The following is a 16279-nucleotide window of genomic DNA, read 5'->3' as shown; positions in this document are numbered from 1 at the left end:
CGCCTCCCGTCCTGGGCGGGCCGGGTGGGCCGGCTCTCGGCGTACCGCCCGCCCGGGCGGTACGCCGAGGGGGTGCGCTTAGCGGCTGAACCGTAGCGTGACCAGCTCGAACGGGCGCAGTGCCACCGCCACCGACCCGTCGGTCAGCTCCGGTGGGGCCGTGTCGGTGAGCGGGCGCTCCAGCAGGTCGGTCACGGCGACGCCGGTGGCGGCGAAGCCGGTGGAGACGCGGGCGCGGGCCCGGCCTCCCCGGGACTCGTGGAAGCGGACGACGACGTCTCCGCTCCCGTCGTCGGCCAGCTTCACGGCGGTTACCACGACCGCGTCGTCGTCCACGGTGACCAGCGGCGCGACCTCGGCGTCGCCCGGGACCCGCCGCTCGGGCAGGTTGAGGAACCAGCCCTCGCGCACCGCGTCGCCGATCGCCGCGCCCGGCACCAGTGCGTGCCGGAACAGGTGCAGGCCCTGGTCGGTTTCGGGGTCGGGGAACCGCGGCGCCCGCAGCAGCGACACCCGCAGCGTGGTGGTCGTGCCCGAGTCGGACGCCCGCACGGTGCGGGTCAGGTCGTGGCCGTAGGTGGAGTCGGTGACCAGCGCCACGCCCCAGTCCGGCTCCTCCACGTGCACGAACTTGTGGTTGCACGCCTCGAACTTGGCGGCCTCCCAGCTGGTGTTGGTGTGGGTGGCGCGGAAGGCGTGGCCGTACTGGCTCTCGGAGGCGTACCGGTCGGCGTGCACGTCCAGCGGGAAGGCCAGCTTGAGGAACTTCTCGGTCTCGTGCCAGTTCACCTCGGTGCGGATGTCGAGCCGCCCGGCCTCCACGGTGAGGACCTGTGTGACCCGCGACGCGCCGAACGAGCGCACCACGCGGACCGAGCCCGGCTCCTCGCCCGGCGCGACCTCGTCGGCGTCCACCAGGTCGGTGACCGTGTTCCGGTAGAACTGGTCCACGTCCCAGGCGTCCCACATGTTGGGGAAGTCGGGGTGGATCTGCAGCAGGTTGGCGGCCTGCCCCGGCGCGACCGTCTCCCGCTCCGCCCGCAGGTCGTACGCCGAGACGACCAGGCCGCGGCCGTCGACCTCCACCCGGAGCAGGCCGTCGTCCAGGACGTATCCGCCCTCGCCGCGCGTGCGGAGTTCGGCGGCGAGGGCGGGGGCTGGGACCGCGGCCGCGCCGCCGGCCGGGACGCCGTGGCGGGTGTGCGGCGCCGCGTTGAAGACCAGCTCGCCGGAGCCGGGGTTTCCCGCGAGGGCCCGCTGCGCGCCGTCGATGATCTCGTTCAGCTCGGCGGCCACGGCGGCGTACGTCTTCTCGGCCTCGCGGTGCACCCAGGCGATGGACGAGCCGGGCAGGATGTCGTGGAACTGGTGGAGCAGCACGGTCTTCCAGATCCGGTCGAGCCGCTCGTGGGGGTACTCGGACCCGGTGCGCACGGCGGCGGTGGCCGCCCACAGCTCGGCCTCGCGCAGCAGCGACTCGCTGCGGCGGTTGCCCTGCTTGGTCTTGGCCTGGCTGGTGAGCGTGGCGCGGTGCAGCTCCAGGTACAGCTCGCCGACCCAGACCGGCGGGGCGGGGTACTCCACCTCGGCCTTGGCGAAGAACTCGGCGGGCGTCTCCCAGACAACGGTGGCCGACCCCTCCAGGTCCCGCAGGCGGGCCGCCTTGGCGACCATCTCACGGGTGGTGCCGCCGCCCCCGTCGCCCCAGCCGGTGGGAGCCAGCGAGTGCCGGGCCACGCCCTTGTCCTTGAAGTTGCGCGCCGCGTGGGCGATCTCGCTGCCCTTCATCGAGCAGTTGTAGGTGTCCACGGGCGGGAAGTGGGTGAAGATCCGGGTGCCGTCGATGCCCTCCCACAGGAACGTGTGGTGGGGGAACTTGTTGATCTGGCTCCAGGAGATCTTCTGGGTGAGCAGCCGCTTGGATCCGGCCGCCTTGATGATCTGCGGGAGCCCGGCGGCGAAGCCGAACGTGTCGGGCAGCCACGCCTCCTCGTTCTCGACGCCGAACTCGTCGAGGAAGAAGCGCTTGCCGTGCACGAACTGCCGGGCCATGGCCTCCGAGCCGGGCATGTTCGTGTCCGACTCCACCCACATGCCGCCGGTCGGGACGAACCGCCCATCGGCCACGGCCTTGACGACCCGGGTCCAGACCTCCGGCCGGTGCTCCTTGATCCACGCCCACTGCTGTGCCTGGGACATGGCGAAGACGAACTCCGGCTCGTCCTCCAGCAGCGCGGTCATGTTGGAGGTGGTGCGGGCGACCTTGCGCACGGTCTCGCGCAGCGGCCACAGCCAGGCCGAGTCGATGTGGGCGTGCCCGACCGCGCTGATCCGGTGGGCCGAGGGCGCGGCCGGCGTGGCCAGCACCCCGGCCAGCTCGGCGCGGGCGGCGGCGGCCGTGCCGTTGACGTCCTGCAGGTCGATCGCGTCGAGGGCCCGCTCGACGGCGCGCAGCAGCTCCCAGCGGCGGGCGCCGTCCACGGGCAGCTCCGCCATCAGCTCGCCGAGCACCTCCAGGTCGATCACGAGCTGCCAGACGGTCTCGTCGAAGATCGCGAGTTCCATGCGGGCCAGCCGGTACTGCGGCTCGCTGCCGGCCGTCTCCTTGTCTCCGAGCTTCGTGGGCAGGAAGGGGTGGTAGTCGAGGATGACCGGGTTGGAGGCCGCCTCGATGTGCAGCCGCACCTCCTCGCCACCCTGGACCGGCGCGCCGACGCGCACCCACTGGTTACGCGGGTTGAGACCCTTCACCGGGTTGCCATCGGGCCGGTAGACCAGGCCTTCGCACTGGAAGCCCGGCATGTTCTCGTCGAAGCCCAGGTCGAGGATGGCCTCCACGGTCCGGCCCGCCCAGTCGGCGGGCACCGTGCCGGTGACCGTGAACCAGCTCGTGCCCCACGGCGCGCCCCACGCGTCACCGACCGCGATCGGTGAGGGGGATGCCGCCAGGCCCTCGGCCACAGGTACGGGCTCGCCGGGCGCGTGCCACACGGCCACGTCCAGCGGCACGGACGCGGGGTACACCGCGGGGCGGATCCGCTCGTCGAGCACCCGCTTGAGCCGGTTCTCGACCAGCTCGCGATCGTCATGCATGGGGGAGACTCCTCGGTCAGGTTGTCGATCAGCCCTTGATCGCGCCCTCTTCGACGCCGCGGAAGAAGAACCGCTGCAACGACGCGAAAAGGATCACGATGGGGATAAAGGAGATCATGGTCCCGGCGGCGGGAAGCCGGGGGTTGTTGGTGAACGTCCCGTTGAGGTACTGCAGGCCGACGGTGAGCGTGAAGTTCTCCGGGTCGTTGAGGACGATGAGCGGCCACAGGAAGTCGTCCCAGGCGCCGATGAACGCGAAGATCGTGATCACACTCAGCATGCCCCGCACGTTCGGCAGGCCGATGCGGATCAGCCGCTGCCACGGGGTCGCACCGTCGATGACGGCGGCCTCGTCCATCTCCTGGGGGATGGCCTGGAACGCGGTACGCATCAGCAGCACGTTCAGCATCCCGATCGCGCCGGGCAGCGCGACGCCCAGCAGGGTGTCCGCCAGGCCGAACCCGCGCACGGTGATGTACTGCGAGATGATCGTCACCTCGCCGGGCAGCACCAGCGTGGCCAGGAACCCCACGAGCAGCAGCTTCGCGCCCCGGAACCTCAGCCGGGCCAGCGCGTAGCCGGCCAGGGTCGCTCCGGCGGCGTTGCCCAGGACCACGATGACGGCCACGATCAGCGAGTTGAGCGCGTACGACCACACGGGGATGGTTTCGGCGACCCGGGCGTAGTTGTCCAGCGTGGGCTGCTCCGGCAGGAAGCTCGGGGCGCCGGTGAAGATGTCCTCGTGCAGGCTCTTCAGCGAGGTGGACAACTGCCACAGGAACGGTGAGATCAGGAGCACGAGCACCAGCGCGAGCAGAGAGTAGCGCAACACCAGCTCGCCCGGTCCCGCGGTGCCGAATCCGGACCGCCGTCGCGCACGGCCCGCGTGCCGGCCCTGTCCCGGGCCCGCCTTCGGTCCCGGCCTCTCTGCCGCTACGGCGTGGCGCCCGGTCTCGACACGCGCTGTGACGTCGGGCATGTCAGGTCGCCTTCCTGTTGAGCCGGAGCAGCAGGAGCATCGGGCCGAGCGTGATGACGAGCAGCACGATGCTGAGCGCCGAGGCGTAGCCGAAGTGGCCGTAGAAGCCGCGGCTGTACATCTGGATGAGCATCACGACGGACTGGGCGCGCCCGCCGGGCCCGCCGGTGCCGTTCGAGAGCACGAACAGCTCCGAGAACACGCGCAGCGCCGAGACCGCCACCATCACCGAGACCAGCAGCATCGTGTTCCGCACGCCGGGGACGGTCACGTTCCAGAACCGGCGGATCGGCCCGGCCCCGTCCACGGCAGCGGCCTCGTGCAGCTCCCGCCGGACGTTCCCGAGCGCCGACAGATAGATGATCATGTAGTAGCCGAGGCCCTTCCACACGGTCAGGGAGATGGCGCTGAACACCAGGAGCCAGCGCTCGGTGAGGAACGGGACCGGCTCGGCGATGATCCCCAGCCACTGCGCGAAGCCGTTGACCAGGCCCCGGTCGCTGAGCACCCAGCTCCAGATCAGCGCGACCACCACGGCGGAGGCGACGACGGGCGTGTAGAAGGCCGTGCGGAAGAACGCGATTCCCGGGATCTTCTTCTCGACCAGGATCGCCAGCAGCAGCGGCAGGACCGTGAGCAGCGGCAGGCAGACCAGCATGAACACGATGCTGTTGAGCAGCGCGTCGGCGAGCTGGCCGTCGCTCAGCACCCGGGCGAAGTTGTCCAGGCCGGTGAAGTGCCCGCCGCCCAGCGGCTTCGCGTTCGTGAACGCCAGGACGATCGTGTTGATCGACGGCCAGACGTTGAACACGAGCAGCCACAGGGCGGCGGGCGCCACCAGCACCCAGGGCGTGAACAGGCGGCGCAGCCGCCTCGGGCGGGTCGGTGCGGTGTACGTCACTGGTTGAGCAGCTCGTTGCACTTGGCGACCGCGGCGTCCAGGGCCTCTTTCGAGGAGATCTGACCGTTGAGGGCGGCCGAGATCTGCTGCCGGATGAACTTGCTCATCGCGTCGGTGACCTCGTAGGGCTGGAGAACCTCCGCCTTGGCCAGCGAGTTGAAGGCGATGACCTTGGCGTCGCCGGCGTTGGTGCCGTCGCTCTTGCTGAAGAACGGGTCGTTCGCCGAGGACTTCGTGCTCGGGAAGATGCTGACCAGGTGGGCGAACGCGGCCTGGTTCTCCGGGCTGGTCACCCAGCGGGCCAGCGCGATCGCCGTCGGCAGGTTCGTGGTCTTCTTCGAGATGGACAGGCCCTGAACGTACAGCGGCGGGGTACCGAAGTCGGGGGAGGCCACGATCTTGGGCGCGAGCGAGGGGTTCTCGTTGGTCACGCTCGTGATGTGGTTGCCGCCGCCGGTGGTCCAGGCCACCGCGCCTTCGTTGAACAGCTTGGCGTTGCCGGCGTAGGTGTCGGTCAGCACGTCGCGCGGCATCAGGCCCTCCTTGAAGGCGGCGCGGTACTTGTCGACCAGTGCGGCGGCCTCGGGCGTGTTGAAGACGAACTTCTTGCCGTCGTCGGACAGGAGCTTGACCCCCGCCTCCCTCAGGTCCCCGATCTCAGGGCGGCGGCTCATCAGCAGGACCTTGCCGCCCGACTTCTCCTTCATGGTCCGGGCCTGCTCGACCAGTTCGTCGAAGGACGCCGGCGGCTGCTTCGGGTCCAGCCCGTACTCCGCCATCAACTCGCTGTTCCAGTAGTTGACGTCCGTGTTGAGGTACCACGGGTAGCCGTAGGTGCCCTGGTGGCCGCTGAACCTGTATGCGTCGAGGCCACCGGCGACGTACTCGTCGGCCAGCTTGGAGTCCACCGTGGACACGTCGAGCAGCATGCCCTGCTTGACCAGCGGACGGGCGAAGTCGGGTGGCAGGTTGGTGACGTCGGGCAGAGTGCCGCCCGCGGCCTGGCTGAGCACCTTGTCCGAGTAGGCGTCGGCGGGCTGGTCGAGCCACGCCACGTCGGTGCCCGGGTGCTTCTTCTCGAAGGCGCTGATCACGCTCTCCATGTACGAGGTGAACTTGGGCTTCAGCGCCCACGTCTGCAGCGTGACCTTGCCCTTCACCTCGCCGGTGGCGGCCGCGGTCGGCGCGGCCTCGTCCTGCGGGTCGGCCGCGTCGAGCCCGCACCCCGAGACGACCATGACGGCCGCCATGGCCAGTCCCGTCCAGTACCTACGCATGGCGCTCTCCTTGTAGGCTAAATCGCTTTAGTTGCCGGACTATTCCCCCGGCTAGACTCGTGTGTCAATAGCTGAGACGAACTCGTGAAGGAGCAGTGGTGCGCCGACCGACGATCGCCGACATCGCGGAGCGGGTCGGGGTTTCGAAGGGCGCGGTGTCCTTCGCGCTCAACGGGCGCCCGGGGGTCGGCGAGGCCACCCGCGCGCGAATCCTGCAGGTCGCGAAGGAGATGAACTGGCGTCCGCACAGCGCCGCCCGGGCTCTGGGCGGGGCCCGCGCGGAGGCCGTGGGCCTGGTCATCGCCCGGCCCGCCAGCACCCTCGGCGTGGAGCCGTTCTTCGCCCAGTTGTTGTCCGGGCTGCAGGCGGGGCTGTCGGCGCAGTCGGTGGCGCTGCACCTGCTGATCGTCGAGGACGTCGAGGCCGAGACGGAGGTCTACCGGGAGTGGGCCTCCGCGCACCGGGTGGACGGGTTCGTCATGGTGGACCTCAAGGTCCGCGACCCGCGCATCGAGGTGCTGGAGGATCTGGGGGTGCCCGCGGTGGTCCTGGGCGGCCCCGGCGGGCACGGAAACCTGTCCAGCGTGTGGGCCGACGACCGCGGGGCGATGCTGTCGGTCGTGGATTACCTGGCCGCGCTCGGCCACCGCAGGATGGCCCACGTCGCGGGCCTCCCGGCGTTCCTGCACACCCAGCGGCGCACGCGCGCGCTGCGCGACCGCGCCGGGCGGCTGGACCTGGAGGAGGCGGTGTCGGTGCACACCGACTTCAGCGACTCCGAGGGCGCCGCCGCGACCCGGGCGCTGCTGTCGCGCTCCCGCCGGCCGACGGCCATCGTCTACGACAGCGACGTGATGGCGCTGGCCGGGCTGGGGGTGGCGGGCGAGATGGGGGTGAAGGTGCCGGACGAGCTGTCCATCGTGGCCTTCGACGACTCGGTGCTGACCCGGATCGCGCACCCCGCGATCAGCGCGCTCTCCCGCGACACCTTCGCCTTCGGCAAGCAGTTCGCCGAGGTGATGCTGGAGGTCATCGCCGAGCCGGGGCTGCGCCGGGACGTCGAGACGGCGACCCCCCGGCTGGTGGTCCGGGAGAGCACGGCGCCGCCGAGGGCTTGGCAGGACGACTAAAGCGGTTTAGGCTCCGCCGGGAGATCGTTCGACCCCCGGAGGACGCGTGCCCCTGTCCGACCCCATCCGCTACGGCGCCAACTACGTGCCCTCGGCCGGCTGGTTTCACAGTTGGCTCGACCTCTCGCTCGACGCCGCCCGCCGCGACTTCGAGGACCTGGCCTCGATCGGCCTGGACCACGTGCGCGTGTTCCCGATCTGGCCGTGGATCCAGCCCAACCGGGCGCTGATCCGGCAGCGCGCCGTGGACGACCTGCTGGCGCTGATCGACGTCGCCGCCGAGTTCGGCCTGTCCGTCGCCGTGGACCTGCTCCAGGGACACCTGTCCAGCTTCGACTTCCTGCCGTCGTGGGTGCTCACCTGGCACCGGCGCAGCCTCTTCACCGACCGCGGCGTGCGCGACGGCATCGCCGCGTACGCCGACCGGCTCGCCCGCGCCGTCGCCACCCGCGACAACGTGTTCGCCGTCACGCTCGGCAACGAGGTCAACAACCTCTACCCGAGCAACCCCACCACGCCCGAGGCGTCCACGGCCTGGGCCGCCGAACTGGTCGACGTCGTGCGCTCCGCCGCGCCGGGCCTGCTCGCCCTCCACTCGCTGTACGACGCCACGTGGTACGACCCGGAGCACCCGTTCCATCCCGCCGACAACGTGGACCTCGGCGACCTGACCACGGTCCACTCCTGGGTGTTCAACGGCGTCTCCGCGATCGACGGCCCGCTCGGCCCGGCCACCGTCGGCCACGCCGACTACCTCGTCGAACTGGCCGCGGCCACCTCGCTCGACCCGGCCCGGCCCATCTGGCTGCAGGAGATCGGCGTTCCCCTGCCCGACGTGCCCGAGGCCCACGCCGCCGAGTTCGTCCGCCGCACGCTCGACACGGTGACCGCCAACCCCGCCCTGTGGGGCGTCACCTGGTGGTGCTCCCACGACCTGGAACGTTCCCTCACCGACTTCCCGGAGCGTGAGTACGGCCTGGGCCTGTTCACCGTGGACCACCGCCCCAAGCCCGCGGCCAAGGAACTCGCGGCGATCATCGGCGAGCGCCGCCGCCGTACCGGGGAAAGGCGCCCCGCCCTGCGGTGCGACGTGGACCTGCGGACCGAGCCCGGCCGCCGGGCCGAGGTCGCGCCCGGCAGCGCCTTCCACACCGAATGGGTCCGGCTGCGCCAGACCGGACCAGTGGCCATCGTCGCCGGCGACCGCGCCGCCGACCCGGGCCACCTCACGACTCGGGGAATCGACACCGTCCTCACCCAGGAATGAGAGGGAGCCCAGATGCGACGCCGCGTGTTACCCGCCCTGTGCGGGGCCCTGATCGCTACGGCCCTCGCCGTCCAGCCCGCCCTCGCCGCCCCCACGGCCCGGCCCACCTCCTCACCCGCCGACCCATCCCCCTCGGCTGCTCCGTCCACCCCGGCGGCGCCGAACCGGTCGGGCCGCACGGCGGTGCGGGCGGCGGGCGACCAGCCCTACGCCTCCTACTGGCACCCGAACACGATCCTGAACTGGGACCCGGCGACGGACCCGGACGCGCGGTTCAACCGGTCGCGGGTACCGCTGCGGCCCCGCGCCTCCGACCCCGCGCTCAAGGCCAACCCGAACGCGCGCGCCGGCGAGGGCAAGATCGCCTCGCTGGTGTCGTTCGCACCCACCTCCGGCAACCCGTCACAGGGCTCCCTCGACCCCAACTACTACGCCTTCACCTACTGGCAGTACATCGACACCCTGGTCTTCTGGGGCGGTTCGGCGGGCGAGGGCCTCATCCTCGCCCCCAACGCGACGGTGATCGACGCCGCGCACCGCAACGGGGTCAAGGTCTACGGCACGGTGTTCTTCCCGCCCACGGCGTACGGCGGGCAGATCCAGTGGGTACGCGACTTCGTGCGGAAGTCCGGCCCGAACTACCCGGTCGCTGACAAGCTGGTACAGGTGGCCCAGCACTACGGGTTCGACGGCTGGTTCATCAACCAGGAGACCGCGGGCGGCGACGCCGCCCTGGCGACCGAGATCCGTTCGCTGATGAAGTACGCCCGGGCCAAGAGCCAGGCCGAGTTCATGTGGTACGACGCGATGACCGAGAACGGCTCGGTGAGCTGGCAGGACGCGCTCACCACGGCGAACGACGCCTTCCTGAGCGACCCCGCCCGGGTGTCCGACTCGATGTTCCTGGACTTCGGCTGGGGCGCGGGCAACCTGCGCTCGTCGCGCGACCTGGCCCGCTCCCTCAGCCGGGACGAGCACGAGCTGTATGCGGGCATCGACACCGAGGCCAACGGATACAACACCGGGGTGAGCTGGGACGCGGTGTTCCCCACCGGTCAGCCGCACGTCACCTCGCTGGGCATCTACCGGCCCGAGTGGACGTGGAAGTCCTCCTCAGGCCCGGCCGACTTCCGCACCCGCGACTCCCGGTACTGGGTGGGCGCGAACGCCGACCCGTCCAACACCGCGACCTCCTCGTCCTGGAAGGGCCTGGCGCACCACATCGCCGAGTCCACGGCCGTGACCGCGAAGCCGTTCGTCACCGGGTTCAACACCGGCCACGGCGACTTCTACAACGTCGGCGGGACCCGCGTGCGCACCGGCGGCTGGAACAACCTGTCAGTACAGGACGTGCCCCCCACCTATCAGTGGGTGGTGGACTCCAGCGGGACCCGGCTCACGCCATCCATCGACTACGGCGACGCGTACGAGGGCGGCTCGTCGCTGCGGCTCACCGGGAATCTCGACGCAGCCAACACCGTGCGGCTCTACCAGGCGAAGCTGCCGGTGACGGCCGGCACCAAGCTGTCCGTCGTGGTCAAGACGCCCGCCGCGGGTCCGACCCGCCTGAAGGCGGCCGTCGCGTTCACCGACGCGCCGGGTACCTTCACCACATTCGACCTGGGGTCCACGAGCGGCACCGGCTGGGAGCGGAAGACGCTGGATCTGTCGGCGCACGCCGGCAAGACCATCGCCCAGCTCGGCCTGCGCGCCGAGGGCTCCGCCGCCTCCTACGACATCCGGGTCGGGCAGCTCGCCGTGTACGACGGAGCCGTGGACGCGCCCGCCGCGCCCTCCGGCCTCCAGGTGCTCGGCGCGACCGACGTGTCCCCCTCGCGCAAGTCGCTCCGCCTGGCCTGGACCGCCGCCGGCTCCGGGTCCGGCCAGGTCCACCACTACGACGTCTACCGCCGCAACGCCGACGGCTCCCGGACCTACCTGGGCGCGACCCCGAACGACGCGTACTTCGTGCCGCAGCTCGACCGGGCCGGCGCGGAGACCAGCACGACGATCGAGGTCGAGGCCGTCTCCACCGAGTACGGCCGGTCGGCCGCCGCGACCGCGACGGTCGCCTGGTCGGGGGAGCCGGGGGAGGACAATCGCGCGCTCGGCCGCCCGGCAACCGCCTCCGGGCAGTGCAACGCGAACGAGGGGCCGGCCAAGGCCGTGAACGGCACCGTCACCGGCGGCAACTCCGACAAATGGTGCACGCTCACCGCGAACAGGTGGCTGGAGGTGGACCTCGGCGAGGCCCGCTCCCTGACCCGGTTCGTGGTCCGGCACGCGCAGGCCGGCGGGGAGCCCGCCGCGTTCAACACCCGGGACTTCACGATCCAGGTGCGCTCCGCCGCCTCGGAGGAGTGGGAGACCGCGGTGACCGTCACCGGCAACACGACGGCCACCACCACTCACCCGGTCACCCTCACCGCCCGCCACGTCAGGCTGTCCATCACCAAACCGGCTCAGAACACCGACTCCGCCGCCCGGATCTACGAGTTCGAGGCGTGGGGGAGGTAGCGCGGTAACGCGCCCTCCAGGCCGGTCGCGCCGCCGGGAACCCGGCGGCGCGACCGGCCGCCGACCACGTGGGTCACCGGCCCGCAGAGAGGAATCCCGTGTCAGTCACCATCATCTCCGTGGAGTCCACGGACCTGTTCGCGGGCACCGAGGACGTCCCGCGCCAGGTGCTGCGCGTGACGCTCGACGGCCCGCCCGCACGGGTCGCCGTCACCGGCCCCGGCGTCGCAGGCGAGGCCGAGGGCTCCGGCGAGGTCGAGGTCCCGCTGGAGATCGCCGCCCCGGTCCCGGGGGCCGAGTTGCCGGTCGTGGTGACGGCGGGCGACGCGCGCGCCGAGGGCGTGGTCGTCGTGGCTGAGCCCGGCTGGACGATGTTCATGGTCTCGCACTTCCACTACGACCCGGTGTGGTGGAACACGCAGGCGGCGTACACCTCGCCCTGGGAACTGCTGTCCGGGGACGCCACCACCCGGCCCCTGTGGGAGCGCAACGGCTTCGCGCTGGTGGACGCGCACCTGGACCTGGCGCTGCGCGACCCGGTCTACAAGTTCGTGCTGGCCGAGATCGACTACCTCAAGCCGTACTTCGACGTGCACCCCGAGCGCCGCGCCGACCTGCGGCTGCTGATGGAGCGCGGGCAGGTCGAGCTGGTCGGCGGGACCTACAACGAGCCCAACACCAACCTGACCGGGGCCGAGACCACGATCCGGAACATCGTGTACGGCATCGGCTACCAGCGCGACATCCTGGGCGGGGAGCCGGCGACGGCGTGGCAGCTCGACGCGTTCGGGCACGACCCGCAGTTCCCCGGCTACCTCGCGGCGGCAGGGCTGACCGGAAGCGCCTGGGCGCGCGGGCCGTTCCACCAGTGGGGGCCGATCCAGAAGAACTTCCGCGAGGCCAAGGACGATGCCACGGTCATGCAGTTCCCGAGCGAGTTCGAGTGGATCTCCCCGTCAGGGCTCGGGGTGCTGACGCACTTCATGCCGCACCACTACTCGGCGGGCTGGTGGATGGACTCCTCCGCCGACCTGGCCACCGCCGAGAAGGCCGTGTACGAGCTGTACCGCAAGCTCAAGCCGGTCGGGGCGACGAGGAACCTGCTGCTGCCCGTGGGCACCGACTACACCCCGCCGAACAAGTGGGTCACCGAGATCCACCGCTCCTGGAACGCCCGCTACGTCTGGCCACGCTTCGTCTGCGCCACCCCGCGCGACTTCCTCGACGCGGTCCGGGCCGAGCTGGCGGCCTCCGGGCGGCGGCCCAGCCCGCAGACCCGGGACATGAACCCGATCTACACGGGCAAAGACGTCTCCTACATCGACACCAAACAGGCGCAGCGGGCAGGCGAGGCGGCCGCCGTGGACGCGGAGAAGCTCGCCACCATCGCCGCGCTCGAAGGGCTCGGGACCTACCCCGAAGCCGCCCTGGACAAGGTCTGGCGGCAGCTCGCGTACGGCGCGCACCACGACGCGATCACCGGGAGCGAGTCCGACCAGGTCTACCTGGACCTGCTGTCCGGCTGGCGCGAGGCGTACGACCTGGCGGCAGCCGTACTGGACGCCTCGCTCGGATCGCTCGCCGCCCGCGTGGACACCACCGGCGAGGGCGTCGCGGTCGTCGTCGCGAACACGCTGTCCTTCGACCGGTCGGCGCCCGTGACCGTACGGCTGCCCGCCGGGCTCGACGGCGGACGGGTGCTCGACGACGCCGGCGCGGAGGTGCCGCGCGTCGTGGACCGGGGAACCCTGCGGTTCCTGGCCGAGAACGTGCCCGCCACCGGCTGGCGCACCTGGCGGCTGCTGCCCGGCCCACCGGGCGCGGAGCCCATGTGGACCCCCACCGCCGGCGTGACGATCGAGAACGCCCGCTACCGCGTCACCGCCGACCCCGAGCGCGGCGGCGGCCTGTCCAGGGTGTTCGACAAGAAGGCCGGACGCGAGCTGGTCCGGGAGGGATGCGTCGGCAACGAGCTGCGCGTCTACGAGGAGTACCCGGCCCACCCCGACTTCGGCGAGGGCCCCTGGCACCTGGTGCCCAAGGGCCCGGTCGTCGGCGCGGCGCAGGGCGCGGCCCGGGTGCGCCGCGAGACCTGCCCGCTCGGCGAACGGCTGGTGATCACCGGGACGGTGGACGGCATCGACTACGAGCAGACCGTCACGCTCTGGGACGGCGTGGACCGGGTGGACCTCGGCACCCGCGTCCTCGCCTACAGCGGGGCGGACCGGCTGCTGCGGCTGAGCTTCCCCGCCGACCTCCCCGGCGCGCTCCCGGTGAGCGAGGTGGCCGGGGCCGTGGTCGGACGCGGGTTCGCCCTGCCCGACGTGGACGCCGCCGAGGCGCCGTGGACCCTCGACAACCCCGCCAACACCTGGTTCGGCCTGGGCTCCACCGCCCGCGTCACGCTCACCGGCCCCGGCGGCCGCTCCCTGGGGGAGCGGGCGCTCGGAGTCGCCGAGGTGGTCGTGCCCGCGCTGGACGACGCCGCCGGTGTCCGCGACCTGCTCGTCGCACTGGTCCGGGCCGGGGTCACCGCGACCACGGCGAGCGCCGACTGGTCCCGGTACGGCTGGCTCGACGTGGACTCCAACCTCCCCGACTTCCGGATCATGATCGGCGGGCCGGAGGAGAACGACGCGGTGCGCGAGCTGCTGGAGAGCGCCGGGACGGCCTACGCCGAGACCCTGGAGCGGGACGGGCGCGTCTGGGTGCCGGCCGCGCGGCCGCTGCGCGAGGTCTGGCGGCCCAACGCCGACCTGCGCGACCTGCGCGCGCTGCCCGCCCTGGTCACCACCGACCCCGCGGCGCTGACCGCCGACCTCGCCGACGCCCGCGTGAGCGCCGGCTGCCCGGGGGAGGTCCCGGAGTCGGAGCTGCTCACCGACCACACCGTCGCGCTGCTCACCTACGGCCTGCCGGGCTTCGCCGTCGATCCGGCCGGGACGCTGCACCTGTCGCTGATGCGCTCGTGCACCGGCTGGCCGTCCGGCGTGTGGATCGACCCACCCCGCCGTACACTGCCCGACGGCGCGGGCTTCCAGCTCATGCACTGGACCCACGAGTTCCGCTACGCGCTGGTCTCCGGTGAGGGCGACTGGCGCACGCTGACGCTGCCCGCCCAGGGGCAGGAGTTCAACCACCCGCTGTACGCCGTGGTCGCCGAGCCGCACCCGGGCCCGCTGCCACCGGCCCGGTCGTACCTACGGGTCCAGCCCGCCCGCGAGGTGCTGGTCGGCACCCTCAAGCCAGCCGGCAACCCGACCGCGCGCGGATCGGCCGCCGCTCCGGACCTGGCGTCCGGGGTGACCGTCCGCCTGATGGAGTCCACCGGCCACGGCCGCGACGCCACCCTCTCCGGCGCGCTCGCCCTCACCGAGGCGTACCGCGCTGACCTGCTCGAACGCCGGGGCGAACCCGTCCCGGGCGTCATCGCACTGACCGGCGCCGAGGTCGCCACCGTGATCGCCGTGCCCGGCCTGCCATCGCGCGACGCCGCCGACGCGGGCATGCCGCCGTACGGCGGGGCGGTGCTGGGGCCGGTGGCCGAGGCGGCGCAGCCGGTGCACTCGCGGTACTGGCTGCACAACCGGGGACCGGCGCCGATGGGGTACCTGCCGGTGAGCGTCGCGGCCTCACCGGGACTCGTGCGGACCGAGGGGGAGCCGGCCGAGGTATCGGTGGTGCTCTCCTCGCACCTGCTCGACGCCGATGTGGAAGGGGCCGTGGAGATCCTCGCCCCCGAGGGCTGGACGGCGAGCCTGACGCGGCGGCCATACCGGCTGACGGCGGGCGGGCACCTGCGGTTCCCGGTGACGGTCACCCCGCCGGAGGGCGTGGAGCCGGGGATGTACTTCACCGCCGCCCGGATCGAGCACGACGGCCAGACCGTCGAGGACGTGGTCACGATCGCCGTCGGCGACCTGCCCGGCGTCCTGCCCGTACCCGGCGACGTCCCCGAGGACTGGGTGGCCGCGCAGGGCAGCAAGGACAACCCCGGCCGCGACACCGGCCTGTCGGTGGAGGTGACCGCGCCGTCGGTGCGCGTCGCCCCCGGCGGCCGGGCCGTGCTGGGGCTCACGCTGCGCAACCGCACCCGCGGCGAGATCCGCGGCGAACTGCAGCTCGTCTCCCCCTGGGGCACCTGGGACCTGATCGCCGACCCGGTCCGCGGCTTCGCCCTCGCGGCGGGGGAGAGCGCCACCGCCGAGTTCGAGGTGGCCGCGCCGCGCGACGCCGACCCCGGCTCCTCCTGGGCCCTGGTCAAGGTCATGTGGTACGGCCGCTGCCAGTACGCCCCGACCGTCGAGCTGGTGGTGGCCCCATGACGGGCGGCCACCACCACGGGCACGAGCACCCGGTCCCCGGGCACGCGCCCGTCACCGGGGAGTCGGTCGTGCCCGGCGTGGGTCCGGTGCTCGGCTGGCTCGACGGCACCCCCCTCCCGCGTGCCGAACTGGACCGGCGGCTCGGCGCCCTGCGAGCCGGGCCCCGGTCCACGGCGCTCCCCGCGCCGGGCACGGCCGAAGACCGGCAGCTCACGCGATGGGTGGCCCAGGTCGTGCTGACCGAGGAGCTGTGCGCCGCCGAAGCCGCCGCGCGCGGGCTCGCCCCCGGGGGCGGCCCACCGGTCCGGCTCGACCAGCGGGCCGCCGTCGAGCTGGGCTCCATCGCCGCGGCGGCGTACGAAGGCAGCGCGGCCGTCCGCGCCGTGTACGAGGCCGTCACCGCCGATGTCGCCGTCACCCCGGCGGAGGCGGCCGCCTACCGGGAGTCCACCACGCGGCCGCCCACCGGGCCGGTCTGGCGGCTGCGCACGCCGGACGGCGAGTTCGACGCCGAGCCGGGTTCACTGCCCGCCGACCTGGCCGAGGCGCTGAGCTCCGCCGTACTGGACCAGACCGTGACGGCCGGCCCCTGGACCGCCACCCTCCTCGCCCGCCGCGAGCCGGAGCCGGACCCGCCCGGCCCCACGGACGGCCTCCTCGACGCCGCGCGCCGGCTGGCGTTCGTGCGGTGGCTCGACCACTCGCGCGCTCACCGGCTGCGGCTGGTGCCGGGGCTGGAGCACCCCGGCGACCCCGCGCAGCCCGACAACCACCACCGCCACTGACGGAG

General features: G+C 72.4%; 9 protein-coding genes. 5 read left to right on the top strand and 4 right to left on the bottom strand.

The features are described 5' to 3' along the window. Nucleotides 1–78 precede the first annotated feature (78 nt). From SROS_RS24190 to SROS_RS24175, 4 genes are all read right to left on the bottom strand, one after another. A complete protein-coding gene (locus tag SROS_RS24190; protein ID WP_012891542.1) occupies nt 79–3093 on the bottom strand; it encodes an alpha-mannosidase in 3015 nt (1004 codons plus the stop codon). A gap of 28 nt (nt 3094–3121) precedes the next feature. Beyond that, on the bottom strand, nt 3122–3925 hold the full coding sequence (locus SROS_RS24185; protein ID WP_218919687.1) for a carbohydrate ABC transporter permease: 804 nt from the start codon (nt 3923–3925) through the stop codon (nt 3122–3124). A 148-nt stretch (nt 3926–4073) separates the two neighbouring features. Continuing rightward, nucleotides 4074–4973, bottom strand: a complete 900-nt coding sequence (locus SROS_RS24180; protein WP_012891540.1) for a carbohydrate ABC transporter permease — start codon at nt 4971–4973, stop codon at nt 4074–4076. After that, nucleotides 4970–6250 (bottom strand): ABC transporter substrate-binding protein, encoded by a 1281-nt coding sequence (locus SROS_RS24175; RefSeq protein WP_012891539.1) that lies wholly within the window; start codon nt 6248–6250, stop codon nt 4970–4972. The genes SROS_RS24180 and SROS_RS24175 overlap by 4 nt, the downstream gene beginning before the upstream one ends. 98 nt (nt 6251–6348) lie before the next feature. On the opposite strand from SROS_RS24175, the gene SROS_RS24170 reads away from it, so the two are divergent. The 5 genes from SROS_RS24170 to SROS_RS53165 all read left to right on the top strand — a co-directional run bounded on the left by SROS_RS24170 (nt 6349) and on the right by SROS_RS53165 (nt 16274). Next, nucleotides 6349–7380 (top strand): LacI family DNA-binding transcriptional regulator, encoded by a 1032-nt coding sequence (locus SROS_RS24170; protein WP_012891538.1) that lies wholly within the window; start codon nt 6349–6351, stop codon nt 7378–7380. A gap of 46 nt (nt 7381–7426) precedes the next feature. Continuing rightward, nucleotides 7427–8647, top strand: coding sequence for a glycoside hydrolase 5 family protein (locus SROS_RS24165; RefSeq protein WP_012891537.1), 1221 nt, complete (start codon nt 7427–7429; stop codon nt 8645–8647). A gap of 12 nt (nt 8648–8659) precedes the next feature. Then, complete coding sequence (locus SROS_RS24160; protein ID WP_012891536.1) at nt 8660–11164, top strand: endo-beta-N-acetylglucosaminidase; 2505 nt, start codon at nt 8660–8662, stop codon at nt 11162–11164. A 98-nt stretch (nt 11165–11262) separates the two neighbouring features. Continuing rightward, nucleotides 11263–15489 carry a glycoside hydrolase family 38 N-terminal domain-containing protein gene (locus SROS_RS24155; RefSeq protein ID WP_012891535.1) on the top strand — a complete coding sequence of 1409 codons (4227 nt, stop codon included), beginning with the start codon at nt 11263–11265 and terminating at the stop codon, nt 15487–15489. Next, nucleotides 15486–16274 (top strand): DUF7158 domain-containing protein, encoded by a 789-nt coding sequence (locus tag SROS_RS53165; RefSeq protein WP_012891534.1) that lies wholly within the window; start codon nt 15486–15488, stop codon nt 16272–16274. The genes SROS_RS24155 and SROS_RS53165 overlap by 4 nt, the downstream gene beginning before the upstream one ends. Nucleotides 16275–16279 lie beyond the last annotated feature (5 nt).

Origin of the sequence: Streptosporangium roseum DSM 43021 (genome assembly GCF_000024865.1) — a bacterium.
Classification (GTDB): Bacteria; Actinomycetota; Actinomycetes; order Streptosporangiales; family Streptosporangiaceae; genus Streptosporangium; species Streptosporangium roseum.
This window is presented reverse-complemented; position numbering and strand designations above follow the sequence as displayed.